The organism is Streptomyces sp. NPDC001914 (assembly GCF_042891215.1).
Classification (GTDB): domain Bacteria; phylum Actinomycetota; class Actinomycetes; order Streptomycetales; family Streptomycetaceae; genus Streptomyces.
Genome location: NZ_JBIASW010000004.1, coordinates 378,488 through 402,908, shown reverse-complemented (window position 1 = coordinate 402,908; position 24,421 = coordinate 378,488). Strand labels below are relative to the sequence as shown.

The following is a 24,421-nucleotide window of genomic DNA, read 5'->3' as shown; positions in this document are numbered from 1 at the left end:
GCGGGCATGCTCCAGGACGGCGCCCGCGGCGGCCGGGCGGCGGCACCGTCTCCGCGCCCCCGCCGATTCGCGCAGGCAGGAGCCTCCCGAGTCGGGTTTTGAATCGCGCTTTACACATCCGCTGCAACCGCGGACCCGCGCTCGCAGTCCAAAAGAGCATTGAGGCAGGCACGATTGTGAGCCGGGGTAAAAGTGAAGCGACGTAGCGGGATAACGACGGCACTCGTCATGGTTGCGGTGCTGGCGGGGGCCAGTGCCTGTGGCGGGGGTACGCCGAAGGCGAGTTCAGACGACGGGAAGGCCGGGGCGAAGAAGCCGACGGCCAGTGCGAAGCCGTCACCATCGAAGCCCGCCGGGCCGCCGATGCTGCTGGAGACGATCACGCCCCAGACCGGTACCACGGTCGGCGTCGCGATGCCGATCTCGGTCATCTTCACCAACCCGGTGGCACAGAAGGCCCGCGCCGGCATCGAGAAGCACATGAAGGTCACCAGCTCCCAGCCCATGACGGGCGCGTGGCACTGGTTCGGGGACCGGCGCGCCGACTGGCGGCCCAAGTCGTACTGGGCGACCGGTACGAAGGTGAAGATCACGGCCGATCTGAAGGGTGTCGCCAACGGCAACGGCCGCTACGGCACGCGCTCCTACATCCACGACTTCACCGTCGGCGACGACGTCCGCGCGGACGTGTCCGTCACCGGTCACACCATGAAGGTCACCAAGAACGGCGCGCCGGTCCGGACCCTCTCGATCAACGCGGGCAGCGCCGAATACCCCACGTGGAACGGCGTGATGGCGGTGATCGACAAGCAGAAGGAGGTCCACATGACCTCGTGCTCCGTCGGCATCAGCTGCAACAAGGGCGACGCGAACTACTACGACCTGACGCTCCCCTGGGACGTCCACCTGACGCAGTCCGGGACGTACGTCCACTACTCGACCGGTGACCCGAACCCGGGCAGCGGCAGCGCCCGGGGCTCGCACGGCTGTGTCCACCTGTCGATGTCCGACGCCGAGTGGTTCTACAACCAGGTCAAGCAGGGCGACCCGGTGTCCGTCACCGGCTCCCCGCGCGCCAAGGCCCCGGCCGACAACGGCTACGCGTCGTTCAACCTGAGCTGGGACCAGTGGCTCGCGGGCAGCGCGGCCGGCGAGGCCACCGCTGGCTGACGCCGGACGGCGTGCCCGGGCCGGGTGATCAGAAGAGCATGGCCAGATCACCCGGCCGCACCCGGGCCGTGACGGGGAGGGTGGCCTCGACCTCCCCGTCCGCGCCGTAGGGCACGGGCCGGTCGGCCTCGATACGGATCTCCCGGCCCCGCAGGATCACCACTTCCGGGCGCGCGGTGTGCGCGCCCGTCTTGAGTTCGTTCATGAGGGTGAAGAACAGCCGGCGCGGTGCGTGGCGGATCATCACGACGTCCAGCAGACCGTCGTCCGTCAGCGCCAGCGGGGCGATGATGCGTCCGGAGCCGTAGTAGGCGGAGTTGGCGGCCACGACGGTGTAGCCGCGGTGGAAGTGTTCCTCCCCGTCGACGGTGACGCGGTACGACACCGGACGCCACCCGGTGACCGCGCGCAGACCGCCGGCGTAGTACGAGGCGGCCCCGCGCAGCACGCGCGCGTGGTTGGCGTGCTGATTGGCGAGCGCGTCGACGCCCGCGTACACGCTGCCGAGGACCACGGTCCGCGCGTGCACCGCGGATTCCACCTCTATGGTGTCGACGCGCCGGGGCTCATGGTGCAGCAGGACGCGGGCCAGGTCCTCGGCGGCCGTGGGCAGGCGCAGCGCGCGGGCGAAGTCGTTGCCGCGCCCGGCCGGGACCAGACCCAGCACGATGTCCGTGCCGCTGAGGGCGCCGCCGATCCCGCCCGCGATCCCGTCACCGCCCACGGCGAGCACGACCCGGCCCCGCTCCCCGGCCCGGAGCGCGAGCTCCTGCGCGTGGGCCAGGCTGCGGCTGTACTCGGTCTCCAGACCGGCTCCGGCCTCCCGCAGCAGGCGGGCTACCGGGAGCAGCGCGGCCGCCCCGGTGGAGCCGCCCGCGGTGGGATTGACGACGGCCGTGAACTGTCGCATCGGTGTGCCTCCGGGCAGTGACGGGTGGGGACGGAGCGGGCAGGGAGGAAGCTGTGCGGGACGCCGTGACGCCGTGACGCCAGGTCGCGGGGACGGCGCGACGGCCGGGGGGAGCGGACGATCCGGCGGTCGCCCTCGGCCGCCGCCGGATCGTCGCTCGCGGTGGGCGTCAGTCGACGGGCAGCAGGATCCCGGGGTTGAGCACGCCGTCGGGGTCCAGCCGGTCCTTGACGGCCCGCAGCGCCTCGACGCCCAGCGGTCCCGCCTCCCGGAGGTACCAGTCGCGGTGGTCCGTTCCCACCCCGTGGTGGTGGCTGATGGTTCCGCCCGCGCTCAGCACGGCCTCGTTGGCGGCTTCCTTGGCCGGTGCCCAGTGGGTCACGGCGTCCTCGCCCTGCGCGGAGACCACCGTGAAGTAGAGCGAGGCCCCGTTCTCGTACACGTGCGAGATGTGGCACATGACCAGGGGCGGGGTGCCCGCGGCGGTCAGCGTCTCCGTGAGGGCGGTGCGGACGGCGGCGTAGAGCTCGGGGACGCGCGACCAGAAGGTGGCGGTCTCCAGGGTCTCGGCGAACGCCCCGGCGTCGAGCAGCGCGTCGCGCAGATACGGTGCCGAGTAGCGGCCGTGCGCCCAGCGTTCGCCGGGCTCGGCGCCGAGGTAGGTGCCTCCGGCGGCGCGCAGGACCGCCGCGGCCTCCTCACGACGGCGCGCGGTCTCCTCCTCGGTCCCCTCGTACCCGGCGATCGCCGTGCAGCCCGGGTTCGCGGGGGCGTCGGACGAACCGATGGCGTCGGGCTGGGCGAGCCCGACGAAGGTCTCGGTCTCGTCGGACAGCCGCAGCACCGTGGGACGCGGTCCGTCCTGCGCGAGCCGGCGCAGGGCGGTGGCGCCCTCCTCGAACGACGCGAACCGCCACCCCTCGTACACACGTGTCCGCGGCAGCGGCCTGATGCGTACGGTGACGGAGGTGATGACGCCGAAGGCGCCCTCGGAGCCGAGGACGAGCTGGCGCAGATCGGGGCCGGCCGCCGAGCGGGGGGCGCGGCCCGTGTCCAGGGTGCCTTCCGGGGTGGCGAGGGTGAGACCGAGGACCATCTCGTCGAAGCGGCCGTACCCGGCGGAGGCCTGGCCGCTGGACCGGGCCGCGGCGAATCCGCCGATCGTCGCCCACTCGTAGGACTGCGGGAAGTGCCCGAGCGTGAAGCCGTGTTCGGCCAGGAGCGCCTCCGCGTCGGGAGCGCGCAGGCCCGGCTGGAGCGTGGCGGTCCGCGACACGGGGTCGATGCCGAGCAGCGCGTTCATGCGGCGCAGGTCGAGTGCGACGAAGGCGCTCCGTTCCGGGGCGAGGCCGCCGACGACGGAGGTGCCCCCGCCGAACGGGACGACGGCGAGGCCGTGTTCGGCGCAGACGCCCAGGACGGCGAGAACCTCGTCGTGGGTGGCGGGCAGGACGACGGCGGCGGGGGCGTCCCCGGCGTCGCCCGCGCGGAGCTTCAGCAGATCGGGCGTCGACTTGCCGCGGGTGTGCCTGATCCGGGTCTCCGCGTCGGTGCGCACGTGCTCCGCGCCGCCGACGGCGTCCGCCAGCGCGTCGAGGGCCGGGGCCGGCGGGGGCCCGGGAACGGAGATCTCCTCGAGGGCGTGCGGGGCGGTGTCCCGCGGCTTGACGCCGAGCAGGTCCCGCAGCAGGCCGGTCACCGAGTCGGGCAGAGGTGCCGCCTTGGCCGGGTCGCCCCAGCCGCTCCACAGCATGTCCATGAACTAGTCCTCATCGGTCGGGCGGGACGTGCCGTCTCCCGGACGGCCGCACAGGGCGTTACACTGTTACACATGGCGCCTATTCGTCACAAGCACTCGGACGGCGACCCCGTCCTCGACGCCGTACGCGACTGCGTCCTGGCGGTCGGAGTCCGGCGTACGACCCTCACCGACGTGGCCCGCCGCGCCGGTGTCTCCCGCATGACGCTCTACCGGCGCTGGCCCGACGTGCGCTCGCTGGTCGGCGACCTGATGACCCGTGAGTGGATCGACGTGGCGACCCGCGCCATGCCCGAGCCCCACCCCGACAAGCCGACGCGGACCCAGATCGTGGACGGTCTGGTCGCCGGTGTGGAGGGATTCCGGGCCCACCCGCTCTTCCGCAAGATCGTCGACGTCGACCCCGAACTCCTGCTCCCCTATGTGCTGGACCGCCGCGGAGCCAGCCAGGAAGCCCTCCTGGAACTCCTCGCCGACGCCCTGGCGGAGGGGCACGCCGACGGCTCGGTGCGGCTCGCCCCCACGAGAAGACAGGCCCGTTCCGTGCTGCTCGTCGTCCAGTCCTTCACCCTGTCGCTGCGGACCATGACCGACGAGGACGACCCCGAACTGACCAGCACGGCCTTTCTCGACGAACTGCGCACCCTTCTGGAGAGGACCCTCACGCCATGAGTCCCGCAAGCAGTCCGTCCGGCCCGGCCGCCCCGGTGCCCGGATCGTCGCTCTCCGCCGCCCGCCGCCGCCGTGAACTGGCCGAGGCCGTGGGCGGCGGCGTCGTGGACGTCCTGGTGGTCGGACTCGGCGCCACCGGCGCCGGAGTCGCCCTGGACGCCGCCGCGCGCGGTCTGAGCGTCGTCGCCGTCGACGCCCACGACCTCGCCTTCGGCACCTCGCGCTGGAGCTCCAAGCTCATCCACGGCGGACTGCGCTACCTGGCCTCGGGCCAGCTCGACGTCGCCCACGAGAGCGCGGTCGAACGCGGTGTCCTCATGGAGCGCACCGCCCCCCACCTCGTACGCGCCCAGCCCTTCGTCCTGCCGCTGACGCCGCTCGTGTCACGCGGTCAGGCCTCCCTCGCCTGGGCCGGATTCCGGGCCGGGGACACCCTGCGCCTGGCGGCCCGCACCTCCCGCGCCACCCTGCCCGCGCCGCGTCGGCTCTCCGCCGTGGAGGCCCGTCACCTCGCCCCGTCGGTGCGCCCCGCGGGCCTGCGCGGAGGCCTGCTGTCCTGGGACGGCAAGGTGACCGACGACGCGCGGCTCGTCACGGCGCTCGCCCGCACCGCCGCCGCCCACGGAGCGAAGATCCTCACCCGGGTCAGGGTCCTCGGCACCGGCGGGACCGTCGCCCGCGTCCGCGACGAACTGACGGGGGAGGAGGGCGAGATCAGGGCCCGGGCGGTCGTCAACGCGTCCGGCGTCTGGGCGGGCGACCTCGTCGACGGCATCCGTATCCGCCCCTCGCGCGGAACCCATCTGGTGCTGCGCGCCGACCTGTTCGGACCGCTGCCCGCCGGGCTGCACATCCCGATCCCCGGTGAGAGCAACCGGTTCGTCCTCGTCCTGCCGCAGGACGACGGCCGTGTGTACGTCGGCCTGACCGACGAACCCGTCGACGGGGACCTCCCGGACGTGCCCGAGGCACCGGAGTCGGACATCGGCTTCCTGCTCGACGTCGTCGGCTCCGCCATGGACACCCCCGTGCGGCGCGACGACGTCGTCGGCGCCTTCGCGGGGCTCCGCCCCCTGCTCGACACCGCGCCGGGACGCTCGGGAGAGGCCGCGCGGACCTCCGACATCTCGCGCCGGCACGCCGTCCTCACCTCCGACGACGGGGTGATCACCGTGGTCGGCGGCAAGCTCACCACGTACCGGCGCATGGCTCAGGACGCCGTCGACGCGGCGGTCGTGGCCCGGGGGCTGCGCACGGGTCCCTCCACGACGGCCTCCCTGCCGCTGGTCGGCGCGGCGGCCCCGCACCGGCTCGGGGCCCTGGCCGCCCCCGCCCACCTGATCCGCCGCTACGGCACGGAAGCCCCGGCCGTCCACGCCCTCGCCGCCCGGGACCCCCGGCTCGGCGAGCCCGTGCTGCCCGGACACCCCGTCACCCGGGCCGCGCTGCGATGGGCCGTGCTGCACGAGGGCGCCCTGGACGAGGCGGACCTCCTCGACCGCCGCACCCGCATCGGCCTGATCCCGCAGGACCGCTCGGCCGCCGAGGCCGCCGCCCGAGAAGCCATCGAGGAGAGCGCCGTCCGCTCGGCCTGACGTACGGCGGAGGAAGGCCTCGCGCCCAACAGGGTCCGGCACGGCGATCTGAGGACCGACGGACTTCGCGCGACCGGCGACGCCGCGCCCCGCGTCAGCGGCAGCGCATCGGGCAGCGGTCTTGCGGCGTCGCCGATCACGCCCGTGCAGCCGCCTATGGTGAGCGGACGGCCCCCGAATCGGCTACGCGGGCCGTCCGTTCAAGGTGAGTGGCTGCCGGGGCCGGGCGGTCACGTTGCGGACGGATCGGCACGGATCAGGTCCGGTGCGTAGCCGGTGAGGAACTTCTCCGGAAAGACGACCACGCGAGCGCCCGCGTCGCCGGCCTCGCGCACCATCGCGGCGGCGGTGGCGGCATTGGCAGTGACATCGCCGGGCTCAGGACATGCCTGAGATGCGGCTGCACGAAGGGACTGGGAGCGGAGAGGCGGGTGTTCGGCGGTCACGGATCGAGACCGTCCGCACCGACGCGGCGATCTGCTCAGGGGACGTCTGCTCACCCGCGAACCGGGCGACACAGCAGCTTGGCTCTTCGTTCCGGTTGTCGGATGACGGCCGCGGTCAGGCGGCTTCGTGCTTGAGGGCGGGTCCGAGCAGGAGGCCGTCGTCGATGACGAACTCCGAGCCGGTGGCGAAGGAGGCGTCGTCCGAGGTGAGGTACAGCAGGGCCCGGGTGATGTCGGCGGGCTCGCCCAGGCGGGGGATCGCGAACGGCTCGGCCGAGTAGAAGTCGGAGATCGGGGCATCGCTCCCGACGGCGGGCTCGGTGATGAACGGGGTGGCGATGACGCCGGGATGGATGGCCGTCGAGCACCAGATGCCCGGCCACGAGGTCCTCGGCCGCATCGTCCGCCTCCAGGCCCTCGCCGGCCTCGGTGAGTTCGCGGCGGCGGACACCGAGGCCGAGGAGATCGACCGGCTCGCGCACCGCCACGAACGGCCGCTCGCGACGGTGTTCACCGCCTGGTACCGGGCCCTGCGGACCTGCGAGACCGACGGCCGGCCTGCCGCCCACCCCCTGTACGCACATGTCCTGACGGAGACCGCCGACTGCGGTATGCCCGGCCTCGTCCAGGGCGCGGCCGTCCTCGTGGCGCTGGTCCCGGTCATGCGAGGTGAAGCCCCGCTCGACCCCGAGGACTTCGCCCGCCTCGACGCCGGTCCCTACCGGCCGTGGCTCGACCCGCTGCTGCTGGCGGAGTCCGGTGCCGCGGAACGGGCGCGGCAGGCACTCACGGCCGTACCCCGGCCTCCGCACGACCTCCTGCAGGAAGCGCTGTGGTGCGTACTGGCCCGCGCGGCGGCGGTCGTCGGGCACCGGCCGGTCCTGCGCCGGGCCCGCGACGAACTCTCCGCAGCCGTAGGAGAGCGGGCCGGTGCCGGGAGCGGTCTGGTCTCGTTCGGGCCGGTCGAGCACCACGTCCGGGCAGCCGAAGCTGCCCTCGGCGACGGGTGACCGGCGCTCCGCGCGGAGCGCCGGCCGGTACGGCGGACGGCCGACGTGGCCGTGGCGTGTGCGGCCGGCCGCTGCCGGCGTTGCGGCCGGCGTCCTCAGGTCCGCCTCGTCGGCGGCGTCTCGACCCAGCCGTGTCGGACGGCGTGGCCGCCGAGCTGCATCCGGGTCCGTACTCCGGCCATGTCCATGAGGCGGCGCAATCGCCGGTGCATCGTGCGCGGTGAGAGGCCGAGCTGTGTCGCCGCGGTCAAGTCGGTGGCGCCGGCCAGCAGGAGCGCGAGGATCCTTCGATCGAGGGCCGTCGGGCCCTCCGCCTCCTGCTCGACGGTGGGTTCGGCTTCCTCGTCGGCGGTCAGCGCCAGCGGGTGGGAGGTGCGCCACACCGTCTCGAACAGTGTGTCCATGGCGTCGAGCAGGCCGCTACGGTGCAGCAGCACTGCTCCGGGTTCTCCGTCCGGCGTGGTCGCGAGCGGGACGAGGCCGAGTTCGGTGTCGGCCAGCATGAGCTTCATGGGCAGTTGGTCGGCGACACGCAACTGCACACCGTTGCGCAGGGAATCGATCGCGTCGTGGATGATGCCCGGCTCCTCCAGGACGGACCGGTCCAGTACCGCCCGGAAGCTCACCCCACGCCCGAGAGCCACGGGTTCGGCCGTGTTCTCGTCGGGAGGCAGGGCGACGAAGGGCGCGGTGATGAAGGTACGGATCTGCGTGCGGGCCGCCTGTTGCACCTGGAGATAGCGATGACGGATGGCGTCGACGCCCGTGACGACCTCGATCAGATCGCCGATGCCGCTCGCGGTCGTGGCCGCCCGGTGTTCCTCGGCCAGGGTGACCAGCGCGTGCTCGGCGGCGCGCAGCCCGTCCCGGCGTTGGCTGATGAGGGCGCCGAGCGCCATGGCGGGCGGTGCGGCGGTGAAGCGATCGTCCGCCGATCCGGTCACCAGTCCCCATGTGACCAGGCGGGACAGGGCGTTGTCAGCCTGAGCCCGTGTCAGGGAGAGCAGGTCGGACAGTGTCCCGGAGGTCGAGCTCGGTCGTCCGAGGAGTGCCCGGTAGACGCGCTCGTCATCCGGTTCGAGGCCCAGAACGTCCAGCATCGGCGACCGACTCTCTTCCGCTTGTCGCAGCGGGGAGAGTATGCGCCATGGCGGCAGACTCCGAATAGTCCCTGGTGGAAGTGCGTGTGGCACGCGAGGCCCCGGAGAGTCGCCTCCCCGGGGCCCAACAGCGCGGTTCATCGCAGGCCGTACGCCCGGATGATGTCGTTCTCGACACCGAAGCCGCCGCTCGTCCGGGCGCTCGCGCGGACCGAGAGGAAGCCGCCGGGCTTCCTGGCCGTCTTGAACGAGCCCTTCCAGTAGCCGTCGGCGCCCTTCGCCAGCGTCACCTTCCGCCAGGTGGCACCGTCGTCGTAGGAGACGTCCAGCTTCACCGTGGTGACCTTGCCCGGTACGGTGCCGAGGTCCATCGACACCGGCCTGAGAGCGATTCGCTGGGTCGCGTCGGCCTTCACGTCACCGTGCAGGTCCGACTCCAGCCTGTAGTCCAGGTTCAGCACCGAGAACGGCTCGAAGGAGTCCGAGTCGACGGTGTCGGACATGAACGTCCACTCCGTGTGGGTGCGTGTCGACAGCCGGAAGACGTCGCCGGGCCGCTCCGCGTCGAGGACGGCGCGGTAGGGCAGGTCGCCCGCCGGTACCTCCTGCCACTGCATGTCCCCGCTGACGGGGTTGTCGTAGATCCGCGTGCCGCCTTGGAAGACCTGCAGATGGGATGGCGTCTCACCCCACGGCAGGAAGCCGCCCAGCCGCATGTTCTCGCTGGCGGAGGCCCACGCCTGCACGTTCCAGGTCATGTAGTTCTGCCAGCGGGAGTTGTACACGCCGAAGGACTCGCTCTGGCCGGGGCGGGTCGCCGGAGCGAACCAGTCCAGACGGGTGGCGCTGCCCTTGGCATACCTGTTGTCGCCCGACACCATCACCCACGGCAGGGGTCCGTCGACGCCCTGCGCGTGGAACTCCCTCCAGACCTGGCCAGGGGTCACCCACTCGGTGCGGGTGCCCGGGTGCCACTCGCTCTCGGGGAGGTTGAACGACGGGCTGAGGGTGAAGTCGGACCGGTACCCTTCCGCCGCCGTGCTGTCCGTGGCCGAGTAGTAGCGGGCGTCGATCCGGGCCAGGTCCCGCTTGGTCGGCTCGTAGACCAGGGCGCGGTCCGGCACGCGGCCGGGGTAGTTCCGGGTCAGGTCGTAGACGAACGGCGTGTACTCGGTCTGTTTCACGGTCAGCTTGAAGAGCCCGGCCTTGGCCATCGAGACGAGGGCCCTGCCCGCGTCGCGGTGAACGGTGGCGACCGGGACGGCCGACTCGCCGACGTATTCCATCAGGGGACCGACGCCGTCGTTGACCACGATCAGCGCCTTCGCGCCGGCCGCCGCCGCGGCTTCGGCGCGCTCCTGCGGCGAGACCCCGTCACCGCGTTCGACGACGACGACCTTGCCCTTGGCCCTGACCTTCGCGTACTCGGCCGCCGAGCCGTTGCCCGCGTAGACCGCGCCCAGCGTCTGCGTGACGGTGCCCAGGGCGCTGCCCGCCTGCACCAGTGCGTCGAAGCGAAGGCGGCCGCCGGACGTGCTCAGGGCGAGTCGCGGCTCACCCATGCGCCAGCGGGTGGTCAGGACGAACTCACCGTGCTTCATCGGCTCCGTCGGCGAGACGTAGACGTCGTCGTACGTCGGCGGCAGCACATACGCGCTGCGGTAGTCCGTGTACGGGTCGAAGCCCTTGTAGTGGACGTTGAAGTCGACCTTGCGCTGGCGGTCCTCGCTACGCTGCGGCGCCCGGGTCCGCAGCAAGCGGGCCTTGCTCGCGTCCAGCACCACATCCATGGGGCCGTCCTTCAGCACGGTCTCCGGGGCGACCAGCACCGCCAGACCCGAGCGGTCCGTCTTCTCGCCGGCCACGTCGACGTACCCCGCGACGGTGTACGTGCCGGGTGCCGTGCGCAGGGTCGTCGAGCCGTCGACGTAGACGTTCCACGGCCAGACGTCGCCGGCCTGATTGATCCCGACCCAGCCGGAGGCGGGTTCACCGTCCCGGCCGACCAGCTTGATGTTCAGGTCGTAGCGCTCCTCCTCCTTGAGCAGTGCCACGGAGGTGCGGGTCACCGGCTTCCCGGTGGCCGCGTCGGTGGCCGTCACGTAGCCGACATGCCGGCCTGCCGGGGCGGCTTGCGGGTCACCGGTCACCGGGACGGAGGCGGTGCCGCCCGCCGGGACGGTCACCTCGGCGGCTCCGAGCGTGAACGGTCCGCCGTCGTCGGTCAGCGCCAGCTTCAGGGCGACATCGGCGGGCCCGGTGTTGGTGAAGGTCAGGTCTTTCGTGACGGCGACGTCGCTCGGCTCGTGCGGCCACGTGTGGTTTCCGAAGAACAGCGATCCGGTACCGCGGACCGTGGTGCGCACCGCGGCGGCCACGTCGATGCGGCCGGTGCCGACCTCGTACGGCGAGTACCCAGGGTCCAGGCCCTTCGCCGTACTCATCAGCTGCTCCTTGAGCTGCGCGCCGGTCCAGTCCGGGTGCCGCTGGGCGAGGATCGCCGCCGCACCGACCACGTGCGGAGTGGCCATGGAGGTACCGCTGAGCGTGCGGTACAGGCCCGTCCCGCCGTCGGTCATCTCCTGCGATCGGGCCGCGGTGATGTCCACGCCGGGCGCCGCGATGTCCGGCTTCATCGCGCCGGAGGAGACCAGCGGACCGGTGCTGGAGAAGGACGCGAGCCGATCCTGCTTGTCCGTGGCGGCCACGGTCAGTGCCGACGCGGCGGCGCCCGGGGCGGAAATGCTTTCCGGGCCCGCGTTGCCGGCCGCGATGACGAACAACGTGCCGTACTTCGCCGTCAGCGCGTCGACCGTCTGTGACATCGGGTCGCTGCCGTCGGTCGGGTAGGAATCGCCGAGGCTCATGTTGACGACGTCCGCACCGGACTCGGCTGCCCACTGCATGCCGGCCATGACCCAGGAGTCCTGGCCATGGCCGTCCGAGCCGCCGAGCACCTTGCCGACGTACAGGTCGGCGCCGGGAGCGACGCCCTTGTAGTCACCGTCGGAGGCGGCGCCGGAACCGACGATGGTGGAGGCCACGTGCGTGCCGTGCCCGTTGAGGTCGGTGACGGCCTCCCCCGGTACGAAGCTGGCCGTGCCGTCGATCAGGCCGGCGAAGTCGGGATGGTTGACGTCGATGCCGGTGTCGAGCACCGCGACCTTGACGCCCTTTCCTGTGTAGCCGGCCGCCCAGGCCTCGGGCGCCCCGATCAGCGGCACGCTCTCCTTCAGGTCGACCTTCACCCGCCCGTCGAGCCACAGCTTCGTCACCCCCGCACCCAGCACCTTGCCGTCCTTCGGCGCGAGGGCGTTCCAGAAGGTGCGGACCTGCCTCTTCTGGGTGCTGAGCACGGCACCGCGAATGCCCTTGAGCGTGCGGGTCAGCTTGCTGCCCCGGGGTACCGTCGGCTCAACGGCCGAGCGGGACTTCAGCTTGGCGTAGGCAGCGATCAGTGGCACCGCGGACGTCTTCGCGTCGTCGTACCCCATCTCGATCAGGTCGGTGACGTTGAACAGCCGTCGGTCGAGCTTGCCGGTGCCCAGCAGGGTCACCGCCTCGTCCGGGACGACGAACAGATCACCGTGGACCGTCTGCATCTTCACGCCGCCGACGGCGCCGTCCGGCCGGTCGACATCGGCGGTCTGCCTGCCGTCGGCCGTCGTGGTGACCGTGACGACGTCGCCGGTGACGAGGGTGACCTGGTGGGTCGCCGTGGACCTGGCGGGACCGGCGGGCTTGCGGGGGGCGGCTTGCGCGGGCTCGTGCAGAACCGCGAGCCCCGACGCCAGCAACGACGCCACGGCGGCGGCCGATATCAGATGCCGCCGCCCGCGCCGGGAGGCGGAGGACTGGGAGGAAGAGACCATGCCCCTGGGTCTATCGGCCGCCTCCCGCCGACGAGAAGACGAAACGACGGCAAGTCCTCGCCATGGCAAGGACTTGCCAGTGACAAACCGCTGGTACGTGTACGAAGGGGTCCCCCGGACCGAGCCTGGTCCGAGGTGACTCCCCAACAGCCGGGCAGCGTGGGAGCGGGTATGGACAGCCGGGCCGTCGCAGGTGCGCGCACGCCGACCGCGGGCTTCGGCGCGCCGTCCATTGGCGGCACGGCCGGCGCGTGTCGGCCCGGACACCGCGGCTGCGCGGGCGCGTTTGCCGAGACTGTCCGTATGCGTGAAGAATCCGTACCGCCGTCGTCCGCCGATCGCCGCGAACGCCAACGGACCGTCGTCATGGCGACCCTCACCGTCCTGGCGGGCGCGGCCGACGCGGTCAGCTTCCTGACCATGGGTCACGTCTTCACCGCCCTGGCGACGGGCAACGTCCTCTTCCTGTCCTTCGCCGTCGCCGGTGAGGGACAGGTGCCGGTGGCCCGCCCCGCGATCGCCCTGGCCGCTTTCGTCCTCGGCGCCCTGGCCGGTGCCCTGACGACCAAGGGCCTCGTCGCACGCCACCGGCACTGGTTCGCGGCCGCGTTGGCCGTTGAGGGGGTACTGCTGGCGCTCGCGGGCGCGACGGCCTTGTGGCGGCACGGTTCCGGTTCGCTCACCGATCACCCGGACAACCTCGTCATCGCCATCGTCGGCTTCGCCATGGGCCTGCGCGCGGACACCGCCCTGCGCGCGGCTGTTCCCGGCATGCCCACCCTGCTCGTCCAGGTGTCGCTGGTCCGCCTCATCCACGGTCTCACCGGAGCCGTCCCCGCGACCCCGGAACGGCACACGATCCGTCCCCGGCTCGTCGCCACCGTCGTCGGCATCTTCGCGGGCGGCGCCCTCGGCACCCTCATCACGCCCTGGGGAACGGGCCGCGCGCTGCTCGCCATCGCCGCCGCGGTCCTGATCATCGCGGCGCTCAACGTGCTCCTCGCGCACAATCACCGGCTCGAGCCGGAACTGATCGGCTGACCGCGACGCCGTCCAGGAGTGCTCCTTGTCGCCCGTCCCGGCGTCAGGCTCCGGACTTGACGAAGCGTCTGAGCGTGTCCAGGGCCATCCTGTCCGTCGCGGTACCTCGACCGGACAGACGGTGGACGAGAATCCAGCCCTGCGGTGCGGCTCCCGCGAAAACGGACGCGTCGCCCGTCGCGCCGTTGTGCCACAGAAGGCCTCCCGCCTTCTGCCAGGCCGGTGCCGGTTCACCCAGCCTGCGGTCGACGAGCAGACCGGTGACGAGGTCGCCGGCGGCCCGGGGAGTGGCCCACAGCCCGCCGGCGGGAAGAACCGCGCCGTCCATGCTCCAGGGCCGGCGAGGGCGGCCGAACAGCCCTGGGCGGCACAGTCGTCTGCCTGCCGGCGGATCGACCGCGACGTCGACGATTCCGAGCGGGCCGAGAACGTGACGGTGCAGCAGTTCCTCGTACGGGGTGCCGGTCGCCGCGACCAGGGCGGCACCCAGGAGCGCGTATCCGAGGTTGGAATACTCCTCGGTGGTCCCCGGGGGAGCCGTGACGAGGGTGTCGAGGCCCCGTACGCACGAGTCCAGTGTGCCGGCGTCGAACGTCACGTAGGGATCGCGCCCGCCGATGCCGGGAGGCAGCCGGGGAAGGCCCGAGGTGTGCTCGGTGAGGTGGCGCAGGGTGATTTCCGTGCCCCTGGGCGCCGGCAGGAACCGCTCCAGCGGGTCGTCGAGGCTGAGGACTCCGTCGTCGGCCAAGGCGGTCAGGACGGTGGCGGTGAGCGGCTTGGTCAACGAGCCGATCTGCACGAACAGGTCGGGGTTGTGGCCGTGAGAGACCTGGGGTGCCTGAAAGCTGCTGAGTATGCAGGTGGGAACGCGGAGCATGATGATCTTCCGTCGTGTGTCCGGGGCAGCGCGCGTGCCGCCGTGCCGACGGGTCTGCGATGCGGGTGGGTGGCTGTCCGGCGATGGCCGTGGCGAGCGGTCTCCTGGTGATCGCCTTTCCTGGACAGGTCGATTCAGGCCGACGCGAGCCAGAGTTCGAGGAGAGCCTCCCGTTCGCGCGACCGGAGAATTCCGGTCGGCCGGGTCCGTACCCACCATTCGGTCATGACGGCGGGAGTGGCGGTGCCCTGTACGAAGCGGCCGATCAGCCGACGGGAGAGATCGACCTCGCGCCCGGAGTAGGCGACGGCGGCGCTGGAGTAGGCGGGCGTCAGGACCGTGCCGTCGGGCGCGGTGATGGACACGGTCATCTCGGTGGGACTGCTCGGCACCCATGCGTCCAGGGCCGCGGCGACGAAGGTCACGGCGTGGGTCGTCCAGCGCTGCACGGTGGAGCGGACCGGGACTTCGGTGACCTCCAGGCCCGCCAGGTCGGACCACGCCCACTCACGTCCGTGCGGACCGGTGACGCGGGGACCTGAGGCCTCCAGCACCACGCGAGGAGCCGGTTCCGTCGCCGGGGCACCCACGTACACGCCGTCCGCCGAGACCCAGAACAGTCCCACCGTGATGCCGTCGTCGGACCGGAGGGGCGGGTTTGCTTCCATAGCCTGTCTTTCTCTCCTTGGTGAAACGCCGCATCCGCGAGCTCGCACGCCGTCCGGTATCGAACATATGCCTTCCGGCAGAATGCGCCCGGAAGGCTGCACCGGCCCCTCCGCCTCAGCCGGTCCGCCAGATTCGCCACGGTGGAAACGGATTTGGCCAGTTCCTTGTCGAGAAAGACGAGGTCGCAGACGATCATCGTCAAAGCGAAGTCGGTCAGGCCCATGCACAGCCCGATGGCGACGTGGAAGCTGATCGACATGGCGGCGGCCCAGGGCCGGAGTGCGGGCACCAGCACTCCGAGAGGGAAGTGGACGAGGAACATGACGGTAGGAACATTGACGGCACGGAAAAGCGCCGTCGATGCCGGTGCTTCGTGCACATCAGAAGCTCCCGACTCCCCCTACTGGCACGGGGGCACCGCGACATGTGGTCATCATGCCGCGCTGTCGGTACCGGATATCCGGCACCGACGGCATACCGGAGAGTGCTTGTTGATCATGGACCGGCACCCCTTCGACCCCCGCCCGGAACGGCTTGGCTGAAAGTGCACCCTTGTGCGGGTTCACGCCGGGACTGCGGCCGGGTTCGGACGGTGCCGTGCGGGCCGGTCAGTAGCCGCCCGGTGACGACGACGAGGTCTTGGTGATGGCCTTGCCGTCGGTGCCCAGCACGTACCACTTGGCGCCGAAGGCGTCGCTTCCCTGCCCGTTGGTCTGCCCGGCCTTGGTGTCGTCGATGAACGTGTAGAGGGGGTGTCCCTTGTACGTGACCTGCTTCGAGCCGTCGCTGCGCGTGATGGTCGAGAGCAGCTTGCTGTTGACGCCGCCCCCGGCGGTCGGCTTCCCGTGCGCCTTCAGCGGTGGCCAGGCCTTGGCGCAGTCTCCGTCACACGTGGACTTGTCGGTCTTGTCGGCCTGGAAGAGGTAGAGGGTGTGCCCCTTGCTGTTGACGAGGATCTTGCCGAGCGGACCGGACTTGGTGGACACCGTCGGCGAGGACGAGGTGCTCACCGCCGATCGCGCCGTCTGCGCGCTGCCTGCCCCGTCGTGCCCGGTGCCACCGGCGTACGCCACGGTGGCCGAGGACAGGAAGAGTGCTGTTCCGGTGGCTGCGATGAATGCTCGGGTGCGGTACTTCATGAGAAGTCCTCCGGCTGCGATCGCCTCGGAGTGTGGTGCGGCCGTCGTGCCTCGGCCCCCATCCCCCACCCTCCATTACACGCCCACGCCGACGGCCTGGCCACAGGGCCTTCCCGCCCCGCACTCGGTCAAGGCGGTGTTCACCGTCCACACCGGCGGACTCACCGCCTGCGCTGCCGGGCCCGTCGCAGGAGGGTCTCCGTCGCGGTGGTGATCTCCTCGTGCGCCAGCCGGCCGAGCAGCGCGCCGCCGAAGACGACGACTCCGACACCGACCAGCCAGGACTGGACGACGAGGACGGTGCCGAATGGGCCGTAGTTGACGGTGCTGGAGGCGATCAGGGGCGAGAAGACCAGACGGGAGAAGACCCGTAGACCGAGCAGGCCGAGAGCCGTCAGCGCGGCGCCGGGCAGGAGTGCCTTCCCCGGGACCCTGCCGCCGAGCAGCACCCATTGCGACCACCAGAAGAACAGGACGGCGCTCAGCGCCGCGGCCACCGTTCCGGCGGCCGAGTGCCGCCACAGCGTGGTCGTGGCGGTCACGTAGATGGATCCGATGAGCACGGCCAGCCAGAGGACCTGGCGCCAGCGCGCGTACCAGCGGGCCGCGGGGAGGTCCCAGACCTTCTCGTAGCCGGTCTGCACCGCCGCGCCGAAGCTCAGGCCGAAGACGGCGAGTGCGGCGAGGCCGAAGGCCGTCGTGGTCTGCCGCACCTGGGCGGGCCCGGCGAACAGGCGCGCGACCTCGTCCCGGGCGGCACTGGAGACGCCGAGACCGTCCCCCAGCCACTCCGCGAAGCCCCGCCCGTGCGCGGGATCGGCGGCGGAGACGACGATCAGGAGCGGCACCAGCGTGAGGAAGCCGAGGGCCGCGAAGCCCAGCGACCTCTGCCCCAGTTCGATGGCCTTGCTGTGCCGCCATCCCCGGCCCGCCGGGGAGTCGTGCAGGGCCGCGCGCAGCCGTGACCGCGCGGTGGGCCGGTCCTGGTCGTCGGCGTCCGGTGGAGCCTTTTTCGGCATGCAGATCGATTACCACATACGGCGGCGGCGTCGACAGCGTCGAGGTCGGGCGACACACGGTCGGTCGCGGCCGGATGCCAGGGGCCACGGCCGCGGGACCCCCGGTCTCCGGTGACCCGGAACGGGAGGGCCCGGCCGGACGGCGAGTCCGGCCGGGCCGACGGGTGGTGACGCGGGGTCAGCCCAGTGCGTACTTCTGGGCGGCCGAGCCGTTGCAGTCCCAGATCCGCAGGCGGGTGCCGTTCGCGGTGGCGCCGTCGGGGGAGTCGAGGCAGCGGCCGGACTGCGGGTTGAGCAGCGAGCCGTCGGCCTGCTGCTGCCAGACCTGGCCCCCGGCCCCGTTGCAGTCCCACAGTTCGACCTGGGTGCCGTTCGCGGTGCCGTTGCCGATGATGTCGAGGCAGCGGCCCAGCGTGTGCAGCCGGCCGTCCGAGCTGTGGAACCAGTGCTGGTCGACCGCGTACGACTGGCAGCTCCAGAGCTGTACGGCGGTCGCGTTGGAGCCGTTGTCGTCACCGGCCACGTCGGCACACGTACCGGCGGGTCCGATGACGGGCGCGCCCGCGTTGACCGCGAACCTCTGGGCGGCGGAGCCGTTGCAGTCCCAGATCCGCAGGCGGGTGCCGTTGGCCGTGGCGCCGTTGGGGGAGTCGAGGCAGCGGCCCGACTGGGGGTTGAACAGCGAACCGTCGGCGCGCTGCACCCACTTCTGGCCCCCGACCCCGTTGCAGTCCCACAGTTCGACCTGGGTGCCGTTCGCGGTGCCGTTGCCGATGATGTCCAGGCAGCGGCCGATGGTGCCGAGCGAGCCGCCCGCGTTGTGCGTCCAGAACTGGTCCTCGGCGTACGACTGGCAGTTCCAGAGCTGTACGGCGGCACCGTTCACGCCGGTGTCGTCCGCCGCCACGTCGACGCACTGGCCGCCGGGGCCGCCGACGGTGCCCTGGGGACCGTTCGGGACGTTGGTCTGGCCCGAGTAGCCCACGGAGACGATGTTCGCCTGGACGGCGTTCTCGGCCGCGTCGGTCGGATAGCCGGACACCATGACACCCTCGAAGAACGTGCCCATGTTCCAGTTGCTGTTGTCGCCGCCCGTGCCGAGGATGATGCCGCCCTCCTGCTGCATGGGCCGGTAGCCGCCCCGCGAGGGCAGGGCCCCGTCCCACCAGGTGGTCAGGCCCCCCGACTGCGAGTTGCCCCCCTTGAGCGCGTAGGTGGTCTGGCCGTTGTTCTTGAGGACGGCCGTCACGTACGTGCTGTTGTTGCCCTTGTTGGCGGTGTTGGAGCCGTTGTCGCCCTGGAACATGCCGTTCTCCAGGTCGGCCTCGACCCAGGGTCCGGATCCGCTGCAGGGGGCGAAGTAGCAGGTGGTGGCGATGGACACGGCGTCCATGTGGCCGTTGCCGGTGTCGGCCGGCGTGGCCTCGGCGTTGCCGTAGTCGAAGCAGCAGGCGGAGCCGACGTGGGTGCCGCTCGCGACCATGTAGGCGCCTTCCGCCTGGCCGTTGACCGCGGTGCCGGACGCGGCGCCGTGCGAGCGGTAGCCGACCCCCGGCGAGATCCAGATGCCGTACACCTTGTGGCCGCCCGCCGTGACGGACAGCTCACCGGCGTCCGCGCCCCGGTCGGCTCCCATGCCGGCCGTGCCCGCGGGGCCGGGGAACAGGTCGTTGTGGCGGGACGTCTGGTCGTACACCTTCGAGATGCTGCACGTGGTGTTCGCGCAGAAGCCGTCCTGCTGGGCGGCGTTCGCGTAGCCGCCGGCCGTCAGCAGCCCGATGTCGGCGGTCGCGCCGTCGGAGACGCGGGTGACCTGATACAGCGGGCCGTTGTACGCCGAGAACAGCGCGCGCGTCGAGCTGTGGGCGGCGACGCAGGGCGTTCCCGCGGCGGCGTAGATGTCGCAGGGCTGGGAGCCCGCGGCCCGGGCGATGCCGGGCATGCCGACGAGGACGGTCACCAGGAGGCCGAGGACGGCGGCGACGGACAGCAGGACGCGGCGCAGCCGGGGCAGGGGTCCTGCGGTGGGGGAGAGCCCGGCCGTGGGGGAGGGGAAGAGACGCGAGGAGGCAGATCTTCTTCTGCGCATGTGTGCTCCCGGAGTGGAGGGTGGAGCTACAACTCGCCCTCGGAACAGCCGAGTTCAGGCTGCCTGGCGACTGGGACGGAAGCTACAAGCGCTGGTCGATTGCGTCAATATTTGTTGCTTTCCTTTCTGCTTGACCCTGGATCAGTGTCCGAACGTGTGGCTTTGTGGTACCCGCCGCTTCCTGGGGTGGTCTGCTCCGGACGCGGTTTTCCAGGGTGGCCGGGACGGGGGTGGCGGGCGCGTACGCGGTGGTACGGACGCCCGCCGCCGTCGCGCGCCGGCTCGCCGTCGGAGGCGTTCTTGACGCGCTTCGGCTGGATCATCCCGTTTCCCGGCCCGTCTCAGGTGTTCGTTCCTGGACGGCGGTGCGTGATCGGAAGATGAAAGCGATACGACGACCGAAAAGCGCCTGTCGTGGACCGCCGGAGTTTTTTCGACCGGCCCTGCTGTGCAACATTCGAGCGAGGTCGAGCAACAGCCTCGGAGGGGAAACGCATTGTCGCCCACCACGGGACCCGAACACCGGTCCCCGCACGTCCTCACAGCGTCCAGCGACGAATCCCTTGTCACCGAATGGGCCGGCGGAAAAGGGAAGAACCTGCACACCCTGACCGCGTCCGGATTTCAAGTACCGCGCTGGTCGGTCATCGGCCTGGACGTATTCGCGGAATTCAGCCGCGACAGCGGTCTTGACGGGCACCTGAAACGGCTGCTCGCCGACGGCTGGGAGCCGAAGGCGGGCCGGATCGCCGCCGAGATCGCCGGCCTGATCGAGGCGGCGCCCCTCGACGACCGCCTCACCGACGCCATCGGACTGGCCTACGGGCTGGCCGGCGGCGGCGCGGTCGCCGTGCGGTCGTCCGGCGCGCAGGAGGACGGAGAGCGCCACTCGTTCGCCGGTCAGTTCGACAGTTTCCTCAACGTCCGCGGTCTCGACGAGGTCGTCGCCCACGTCCGCCGCTGCTGGGCCTCCGCCTTCTGTGAACGCTCCCTGCGCTACCGCGCGCGGCACGGGCTGGCGATCGACACCGGCGGCGTCGCCGTCGTCGTGCAGCGCATGGTGGCCGCCGAGCTCAGCGGTGTGCTGTTCACCGCCGACCCGGCGAGCGGACGCACCGACCGGCATGTCGTCAGCGCCGTCCACGGGCTGGGGGAGGGGCTGGTCTCGGGCGCCGTCGACGCCGACACCGTGGTCCTGGACGTGGTCACCGGCAAGCCGCTGACCACGGTGATCGGCGACAAGGAGGAGCGTTACGACGCCGGATCCGGCCCCGGCTGCCAGGTGTCGCCCGTCGCCGACGAGGACCGTGCCCGACCGGCGCTGACGGCCGACCACCTGGCCCGGCTGCACGCCGCCGGGGTCCGCGTCACCGCCCGGTACGGCACCCCCCAGGACATCGAGTGGGCCATCGACGGCGACGCCCTGTGGATCCTGCAGAGCCGGCCCGTCACGACCCTCGCCCCGGCGGCCGGCCCCTCGGCGGAGCCCGAACAGGCCCTGCGGCTCTGGGACAACTCCAACATCATCGAGAGCTTCAGCGGCGTCGTGTCCCCGCTCACCTTCAGCTTCGCCGCCGACACCTACGCGAAGGTATACGACAGCTACGCCCGGGCCCTGGGCGTCCGGGGGAAACGGCTGCGCGAGGTGCGGGAGTGGACCCCGTACCTCCTCGGCCATATTCACGGGCGGGTCTACTACAACCTCTTCCACTGGTACCGGATGGTGCGCCTAGCGCCGCTGTACCCGCTCAACCGGCGCGTCCTGGAGAAATCCCTGGGTGTCGCCGAGAGTATTTCCGACGAACTCGCCGACACGCTTCACCCGTTCACGCCCCGGCCCGGGCTGCGCGACCGCGCGGCACGCCTGACACGTACGGTCATCTTTGCCGGAAGATTTCTCACCATCCGAAAATCCGTCGACACGTTTCATCGAGATTTCTATCGCGCGTACACGGTATTCAACAACGTCGACTACGACGCACTGCCGGGGGACGAGACCTACCGCCGATTCCGGCGGCTGCAACGGGAACTCATCGAGAAATGGGGCCCGATGCAGACCCTCGACGCCACGATCCTGCTCTCCGTCGGACTCCTGGCCCTCCTCACCCGCCGATGGCTGCCGGAGGCGCCCGAATGGTTCACCTGGGCCGCGGCGGCCCCGGGCGGCGCGGTCGAGTCCGCCGAACCGGTCTGGGCCCTGCGCGAGCTGGCGGCCGAGGCGCGAGCCGACGCCGGGATCCTCGCCCTGCTGGAACGCACTCCCGACCCCGAGGCCCGCCAGGCACTGCTCGACGCCGGGTGCACGGGCTTCGTGCGGTCCGTCGACGCGTACATCGCCGACTACGGCTACCGCAGCCCCGACGAACTCAAGCTGGAGGTCCCCGACCTGCGGGAGAACCCGGCGGGCGTCTTCACCCTGCTGCGCGAGTTCCTGCCGCACACCGGCGACGGCGGCGGCCCACCGGACCGTGGCGCCGAGGCCGACAGCTACCTCGATCAGCACCTGAGCCGCCCGCGGCGCCTGGTGTACGAACGGGTGCGCGGCAAGGCCCGCACCGCGCTCGCCGACCGGGAACGGCTCAGGTTCTGCCGCACCCGCGCCTTCGGAGCGGCCAAGCGCATGCTGCGCGCCCTCGGCCGCGATCTCGCGCGCGCCGGCGCCATCGACGACTGGGAGGACGTCTTCTTCCTGCGTCTGGAAGAGATCCAGGGCGCCTACGAGGGGATGATCTCCCACACCGAGCTGCGGGACCTCGTCGTGCTGCGCCGCCGGCAGCAGACGGCCGACGCCGCCTTGCACGCCCCGTCCCGCTTCACCACCCGCGGCGCGCCGTACTGGTCGGGCAACCTCGAACGGGCAGGCTGGAGCGGCGGCCCGGCCGCCCCCAGCGGTGCCCGCGAACTGAGCGGCGTCCCCTGCTGCCCCGGCGTCGCCGAAGGGCCCGCCGTGGTCACCGACACCCCGCGCGACTTCACCGGTGGCGTCCTGCTCACCTACCGCACCGACCCGGGATGGGTGACCGCGCTGCCCTCGGCCGCTGCCCTCGTCATCGAACGAGGCAGTCCGCTGACCCATGTGGCAGTCGTGGCAAGGGAGTTGGGCATTCCGACCGTGGTCCAGGTCAAGGGGGCCACCACCGAGATCCGCACCGGCACGCGACTGCGCGTCGACGGCGCCGCCGGCACGGTCACCGTCCTCGCCGCCCCGCCCACCGCCGATCCCGCCGCCGGACCCGCGGACCTGCCCACCGCCGATCCCGCCGCCGGACTTGCCGACCCGCCCACCGCCGGCCCCGCCGCCGGACTCGCGGACCCGCCGCACGGCGGTCCGGCCACCGACCCGGACAGCCCCCGAACGGAGACGCACCCGTGATTCTCACCGAGGAACGGCTGCAGGACCTGCTCGACAAGTCCCTCGCCGAACTCCCCCCGGACACCGAATGGGCCGTGACCCTGGAAGGGTCCATAGCCGAGGGGTTCGGCAACCCCTCCTCCGACATCGACTTCCTGCTCGTGAGCCGCTTCGACGACGAGCTGCCGACCATGCCGTCCCTGCTGTTCGTGGACGGCAGGCGGGTCGAGATCCGCACCCGCTCGGTGCGCCGACTCGCCGACCAGTTCGCGGCGGTGGAGCAAGCAGCCGGACGGCCCGGCCGGCTCTCCGAGGACCTCCTCAACCGCTGCCAGCGGGTCCTGCACAGCCACCCTTTGCGCGGCCACGCCCTCATCGAGGAGGTGAAGGCGCTGATGCCCGTCGAGCGGTTCCGCCGGATCACCGCCGACTGGTGGGCGCACCGGGCGCGGCAGTCCCTGCGGCACGCGACGGCCCTCCAGTGCCTCGGCGAGAGCGACGAGGCGGTCGACTGGACCCGTGCCGCGCTCGTGCAGAGCGTCAAGTCCTGGGCGGCCACTCTGGGCGAGACCTATCTCGAACCCAAGTGGCTGTCCATGCAGCTCGACCGGGCGGGTCGCACGGACGTGCGCGACCGCTACTGGGAGCTGGAATCGGCCGCCGTCCCGCCCGGCGACACCGAAGCGGCCCGGGCCCATCTGACCGCCTGCGTCGACTTCGCCGAGGACCTGGGACTCACCATGGTCCCCCGGCGGCCCGAGCGGCTCACCGTCGAACGCGTCGCCCAGGTGACCACCTGGCAGACCGGCGAACGGATCCACGTCGTGCGGGGCCGCCGCGACGTGTTCGCCCTCGGGACCGACGCCGGAGCCGTCTGGCGCTCCCTCGTCCTGGGCAGGCCGCTGCCCCGCGTGCTGAGCGACAGCGCCGCCACCGGCGTCACCGACCCCGGCCCGCTGCTCGCCGCTTTCCTGCGGTACGGACTGGTCCGCCTCGCCTGGAAGGGCGGCGGAGCCGTCACCCCCGCGCTCCCACTCGCCGCCCCGCCCGGTCCCCTGACCCCGCCGCCCTCCACCGTCCAGCCGCTGCTGACGGTGCGCGGCGCGGCCGTCGGCGGATCCCGCTCGGTCGACCTGATGCCCCTGCCCGCCGACCGGTTCGCGGCCGCCGCCATGGCCCTGGTGTGGTCCAACGTCGTCGTCGAGAACGCCGTCGAGGACCTGACCGGAGCGTTGCAGCGCGGCCAGCGCCGGGTGGCCGAACTCACCGCGCGCCGCGCCGTGCACGCCGCGCTGCGGGGCCTGTTCAGCGCCCACGGGGTCAATCCGCTGCCCGCCGACGCCGACCTCGTACGCCGTATGGACCTGCTTCCCGCCGCCACCGGGCCGATCGGAGCGCAGGCCGCGGAACTGCTGGGGCGGGACGTGGAGTCGGCCGAGGACGGTGACGCCCTCCGCGCGGAGTTGCGCCGCTTCATCGCCCGGGTACGCGGTGCCGTGGGCGCCGACTCCTTCCCGCTCTCGTTCGAGTCCGCGTACACCTGGCGGGCCACGCTGCAGCTCGGCCACGACTGGCTGCGCATGGGCGCCCACCTCGGCGCGGAGCTGCCCATCGAGGAGGCCCGCGACCTGCTGGCCGGCAACGGGGCCCAGCCCCATCAGGCCCGGTGACGGCGCCGGGCGCCCGAGCATCCCACCCGAC

Annotated in this window: 18 protein-coding genes; 7 read left to right on the top strand and 11 right to left on the bottom strand. The window is 71.9% G+C overall.

The window, feature by feature from the left end; genetic code table 11:
- Positions 1-228 precede the first annotated feature (228 nt).
- A complete protein-coding gene (locus ACFYYF_RS14365) occupies positions 229-1,170 on the top strand; it encodes an Ig-like domain-containing protein (protein WP_388775229.1) in 942 nt (313 codons plus the stop codon).
- A 28-nt stretch (positions 1,171-1,198) separates the two neighbouring features.
- Here ACFYYF_RS14365 and ACFYYF_RS14360 read toward each other — a convergent pair whose 3' ends face one another.
- Positions 1,199-2,080 carry a diacylglycerol kinase family protein gene (locus ACFYYF_RS14360; RefSeq protein ID WP_388775226.1) on the bottom strand — a complete coding sequence of 294 codons (882 nt, stop codon included), beginning with the start codon at positions 2,078-2,080 and terminating at the stop codon, positions 1,199-1,201.
- Between the two features lie 169 nt (positions 2,081-2,249).
- Entirely contained in the window at positions 2,250-3,839 is a 1,590-nt protein-coding gene (locus ACFYYF_RS14355) for an FAD-binding oxidoreductase (RefSeq protein ID WP_388775224.1), read from the bottom strand.
- A gap of 72 nt (positions 3,840-3,911) precedes the next feature.
- Here ACFYYF_RS14355 and ACFYYF_RS14350 point away from each other — a divergent pair, with 72 nt between their 5' ends.
- Positions 3,912-4,511, top strand: a complete 600-nt coding sequence (locus ACFYYF_RS14350; protein WP_361680114.1) for a TetR/AcrR family transcriptional regulator — start codon at positions 3,912-3,914, stop codon at positions 4,509-4,511.
- A complete protein-coding gene (locus tag ACFYYF_RS14345; protein ID WP_361680111.1) occupies positions 4,508-6,106 on the top strand; it encodes a glycerol-3-phosphate dehydrogenase/oxidase in 1,599 nt (532 codons plus the stop codon). Before ACFYYF_RS14350 ends, ACFYYF_RS14345 begins: the two co-directional genes overlap by 4 nt.
- A gap of 230 nt (positions 6,107-6,336) precedes the next feature.
- On the opposite strand, the gene ACFYYF_RS14340 is transcribed toward ACFYYF_RS14345, so the two are convergent.
- Both ACFYYF_RS14340 and ACFYYF_RS14335 read right to left on the bottom strand, forming a co-directional pair.
- The gene (locus tag ACFYYF_RS14340) at positions 6,337-6,552 is read right to left on the bottom strand and encodes a nitrilase-related carbon-nitrogen hydrolase (RefSeq protein ID WP_388775221.1); all 216 of its coding nucleotides are present in this window, start codon (positions 6,550-6,552) and stop codon (positions 6,337-6,339) included.
- A gap of 115 nt (positions 6,553-6,667) precedes the next feature.
- Positions 6,668-6,952 (bottom strand): SDR family oxidoreductase, encoded by a 285-nt coding sequence (locus tag ACFYYF_RS14335; protein WP_388775218.1) that lies wholly within the window; start codon positions 6,950-6,952, stop codon positions 6,668-6,670.
- On the opposite strand from ACFYYF_RS14335, the gene ACFYYF_RS14330 reads away from it, so the two are divergent.
- Positions 6,924-7,562, top strand: a complete 639-nt coding sequence (locus tag ACFYYF_RS14330; protein ID WP_388775216.1) for a hypothetical protein — start codon at positions 6,924-6,926, stop codon at positions 7,560-7,562. The two genes, ACFYYF_RS14335 and ACFYYF_RS14330, sit on opposite strands and share 29 nt — an antisense overlap.
- Positions 7,563-7,657: 95 nt before the next feature.
- Here ACFYYF_RS14330 and ACFYYF_RS14325 read toward each other — a convergent pair whose 3' ends face one another.
- Together ACFYYF_RS14325 and ACFYYF_RS14320 are read right to left on the bottom strand one after the other, a co-directional pair.
- The gene (locus tag ACFYYF_RS14325; RefSeq protein WP_388775213.1) at positions 7,658-8,662 is read right to left on the bottom strand and encodes a transcriptional regulator TrmB; all 1,005 of its coding nucleotides are present in this window, start codon (positions 8,660-8,662) and stop codon (positions 7,658-7,660) included.
- A 137-nt stretch (positions 8,663-8,799) separates the two neighbouring features.
- Positions 8,800-12,534 carry a S8 family serine peptidase gene (locus ACFYYF_RS14320; RefSeq protein WP_388775211.1) on the bottom strand — a complete coding sequence of 1,245 codons (3,735 nt, stop codon included), beginning with the start codon at positions 12,532-12,534 and terminating at the stop codon, positions 8,800-8,802.
- Between the two features lie 303 nt (positions 12,535-12,837).
- Between ACFYYF_RS14320 and ACFYYF_RS14315 the strand changes: the two genes are divergently transcribed.
- Positions 12,838-13,575: a YoaK family protein gene (locus ACFYYF_RS14315; RefSeq protein ID WP_388775209.1), complete on the top strand. Its 738-nt coding sequence runs from the start codon at positions 12,838-12,840 to the stop codon at positions 13,573-13,575.
- A gap of 43 nt (positions 13,576-13,618) precedes the next feature.
- On the opposite strand, the gene ACFYYF_RS14310 is transcribed toward ACFYYF_RS14315, so the two are convergent.
- The 5 genes from ACFYYF_RS14310 to ACFYYF_RS14290 form a co-directional block, all read right to left on the bottom strand.
- On the bottom strand, positions 13,619-14,452 hold the full coding sequence (locus ACFYYF_RS14310; RefSeq protein ID WP_388775206.1) for a serine hydrolase domain-containing protein: 834 nt from the start codon (positions 14,450-14,452) through the stop codon (positions 13,619-13,621).
- Between the two features lie 134 nt (positions 14,453-14,586).
- Positions 14,587-15,120, bottom strand: coding sequence for a hypothetical protein (locus tag ACFYYF_RS14305; protein WP_388775204.1), 534 nt, complete (start codon positions 15,118-15,120; stop codon positions 14,587-14,589).
- A 609-nt stretch (positions 15,121-15,729) separates the two neighbouring features.
- Positions 15,730-16,260 carry a hypothetical protein gene (locus tag ACFYYF_RS14300; protein WP_388775202.1) on the bottom strand — a complete coding sequence of 177 codons (531 nt, stop codon included), beginning with the start codon at positions 16,258-16,260 and terminating at the stop codon, positions 15,730-15,732.
- A 161-nt stretch (positions 16,261-16,421) separates the two neighbouring features.
- Positions 16,422-17,279, bottom strand: coding sequence for a YhjD/YihY/BrkB family envelope integrity protein (locus ACFYYF_RS14295; protein WP_388775200.1), 858 nt, complete (start codon positions 17,277-17,279; stop codon positions 16,422-16,424).
- Positions 17,280-17,457: 178 nt separating this feature from the next.
- A complete protein-coding gene (locus ACFYYF_RS14290; RefSeq protein ID WP_388775198.1) occupies positions 17,458-19,368 on the bottom strand; it encodes an arabinofuranosidase catalytic domain-containing protein in 1,911 nt (636 codons plus the stop codon).
- 496 nt (positions 19,369-19,864) lie between these two features.
- Between ACFYYF_RS14290 and ACFYYF_RS14285 the strand changes: the two genes are divergently transcribed.
- Positions 19,865-22,741, top strand: coding sequence for a phosphoenolpyruvate synthase (locus tag ACFYYF_RS14285; RefSeq protein WP_388775196.1), 2,877 nt, complete (start codon positions 19,865-19,867; stop codon positions 22,739-22,741).
- Positions 22,738-24,390 carry a hypothetical protein gene (locus ACFYYF_RS14280; RefSeq protein WP_388775194.1) on the top strand — a complete coding sequence of 551 codons (1,653 nt, stop codon included), beginning with the start codon at positions 22,738-22,740 and terminating at the stop codon, positions 24,388-24,390. The genes ACFYYF_RS14285 and ACFYYF_RS14280 overlap by 4 nt, the downstream gene beginning before the upstream one ends.
- The last annotated feature ends 31 nt before the right edge of the window (positions 24,391-24,421 follow it).

What these genes read in the sequence shown, in the direction of transcription:
- ACFYYF_RS14345 (WP_361680111.1), top strand. Translation starts at nt 4,508, where the DNA reads ATGAGTCCCGCAAGCAGTCCGTCCGGCCCGGCCGCCCCGGTGCCCGGA.
- ACFYYF_RS14365 (WP_388775229.1), top strand. Translation starts at nt 229, where the DNA reads ATGGTTGCGGTGCTGGCGGGGGCCAGTGCCTGTGGCGGGGGTACGCCG.
- ACFYYF_RS14305 (WP_388775204.1), bottom strand. Translation starts at nt 15,120, where the DNA reads ATGGAAGCAAACCCGCCCCTCCGGTCCGACGACGGCATCACGGTGGGA.
- ACFYYF_RS14310 (WP_388775206.1), bottom strand. Translation starts at nt 14,452, where the DNA reads ATGCTCCGCGTTCCCACCTGCATACTCAGCAGCTTTCAGGCACCCCAG.
- ACFYYF_RS14300 (WP_388775202.1), bottom strand. Translation starts at nt 16,260, where the DNA reads ATGAAGTACCGCACCCGAGCATTCATCGCAGCCACCGGAACAGCACTC.
- ACFYYF_RS14360 (WP_388775226.1), bottom strand. Translation starts at nt 2,080, where the DNA reads ATGCGACAGTTCACGGCCGTCGTCAATCCCACCGCGGGCGGCTCCACC.
- ACFYYF_RS14355 (WP_388775224.1), bottom strand. Translation starts at nt 3,839, where the DNA reads ATGGACATGCTGTGGAGCGGCTGGGGCGACCCGGCCAAGGCGGCACCT.
- ACFYYF_RS14295 (WP_388775200.1), bottom strand. Translation starts at nt 17,279, where the DNA reads ATGCCGAAAAAGGCTCCACCGGACGCCGACGACCAGGACCGGCCCACC.
- ACFYYF_RS14315 (WP_388775209.1), top strand. Translation starts at nt 12,838, where the DNA reads ATGCGTGAAGAATCCGTACCGCCGTCGTCCGCCGATCGCCGCGAACGC.
- ACFYYF_RS14290 (WP_388775198.1), bottom strand. Translation starts at nt 19,368, where the DNA reads ATGCGCAGAAGAAGATCTGCCTCCTCGCGTCTCTTCCCCTCCCCCACG.
- ACFYYF_RS14320 (WP_388775211.1), bottom strand. Translation starts at nt 12,534, where the DNA reads ATGGTCTCTTCCTCCCAGTCCTCCGCCTCCCGGCGCGGGCGGCGGCAT.
- ACFYYF_RS14335 (WP_388775218.1), bottom strand. Translation starts at nt 6,952, where the DNA reads ATGCGGCCGAGGACCTCGTGGCCGGGCATCTGGTGCTCGACGGCCATC.
- ACFYYF_RS14350 (WP_361680114.1), top strand. Translation starts at nt 3,912, where the DNA reads ATGGCGCCTATTCGTCACAAGCACTCGGACGGCGACCCCGTCCTCGAC.
- ACFYYF_RS14325 (WP_388775213.1), bottom strand. Translation starts at nt 8,662, where the DNA reads ATGCTGGACGTTCTGGGCCTCGAACCGGATGACGAGCGCGTCTACCGG.
- ACFYYF_RS14330 (WP_388775216.1), top strand. Translation starts at nt 6,924, where the DNA reads ATGCCCGGCCACGAGGTCCTCGGCCGCATCGTCCGCCTCCAGGCCCTC.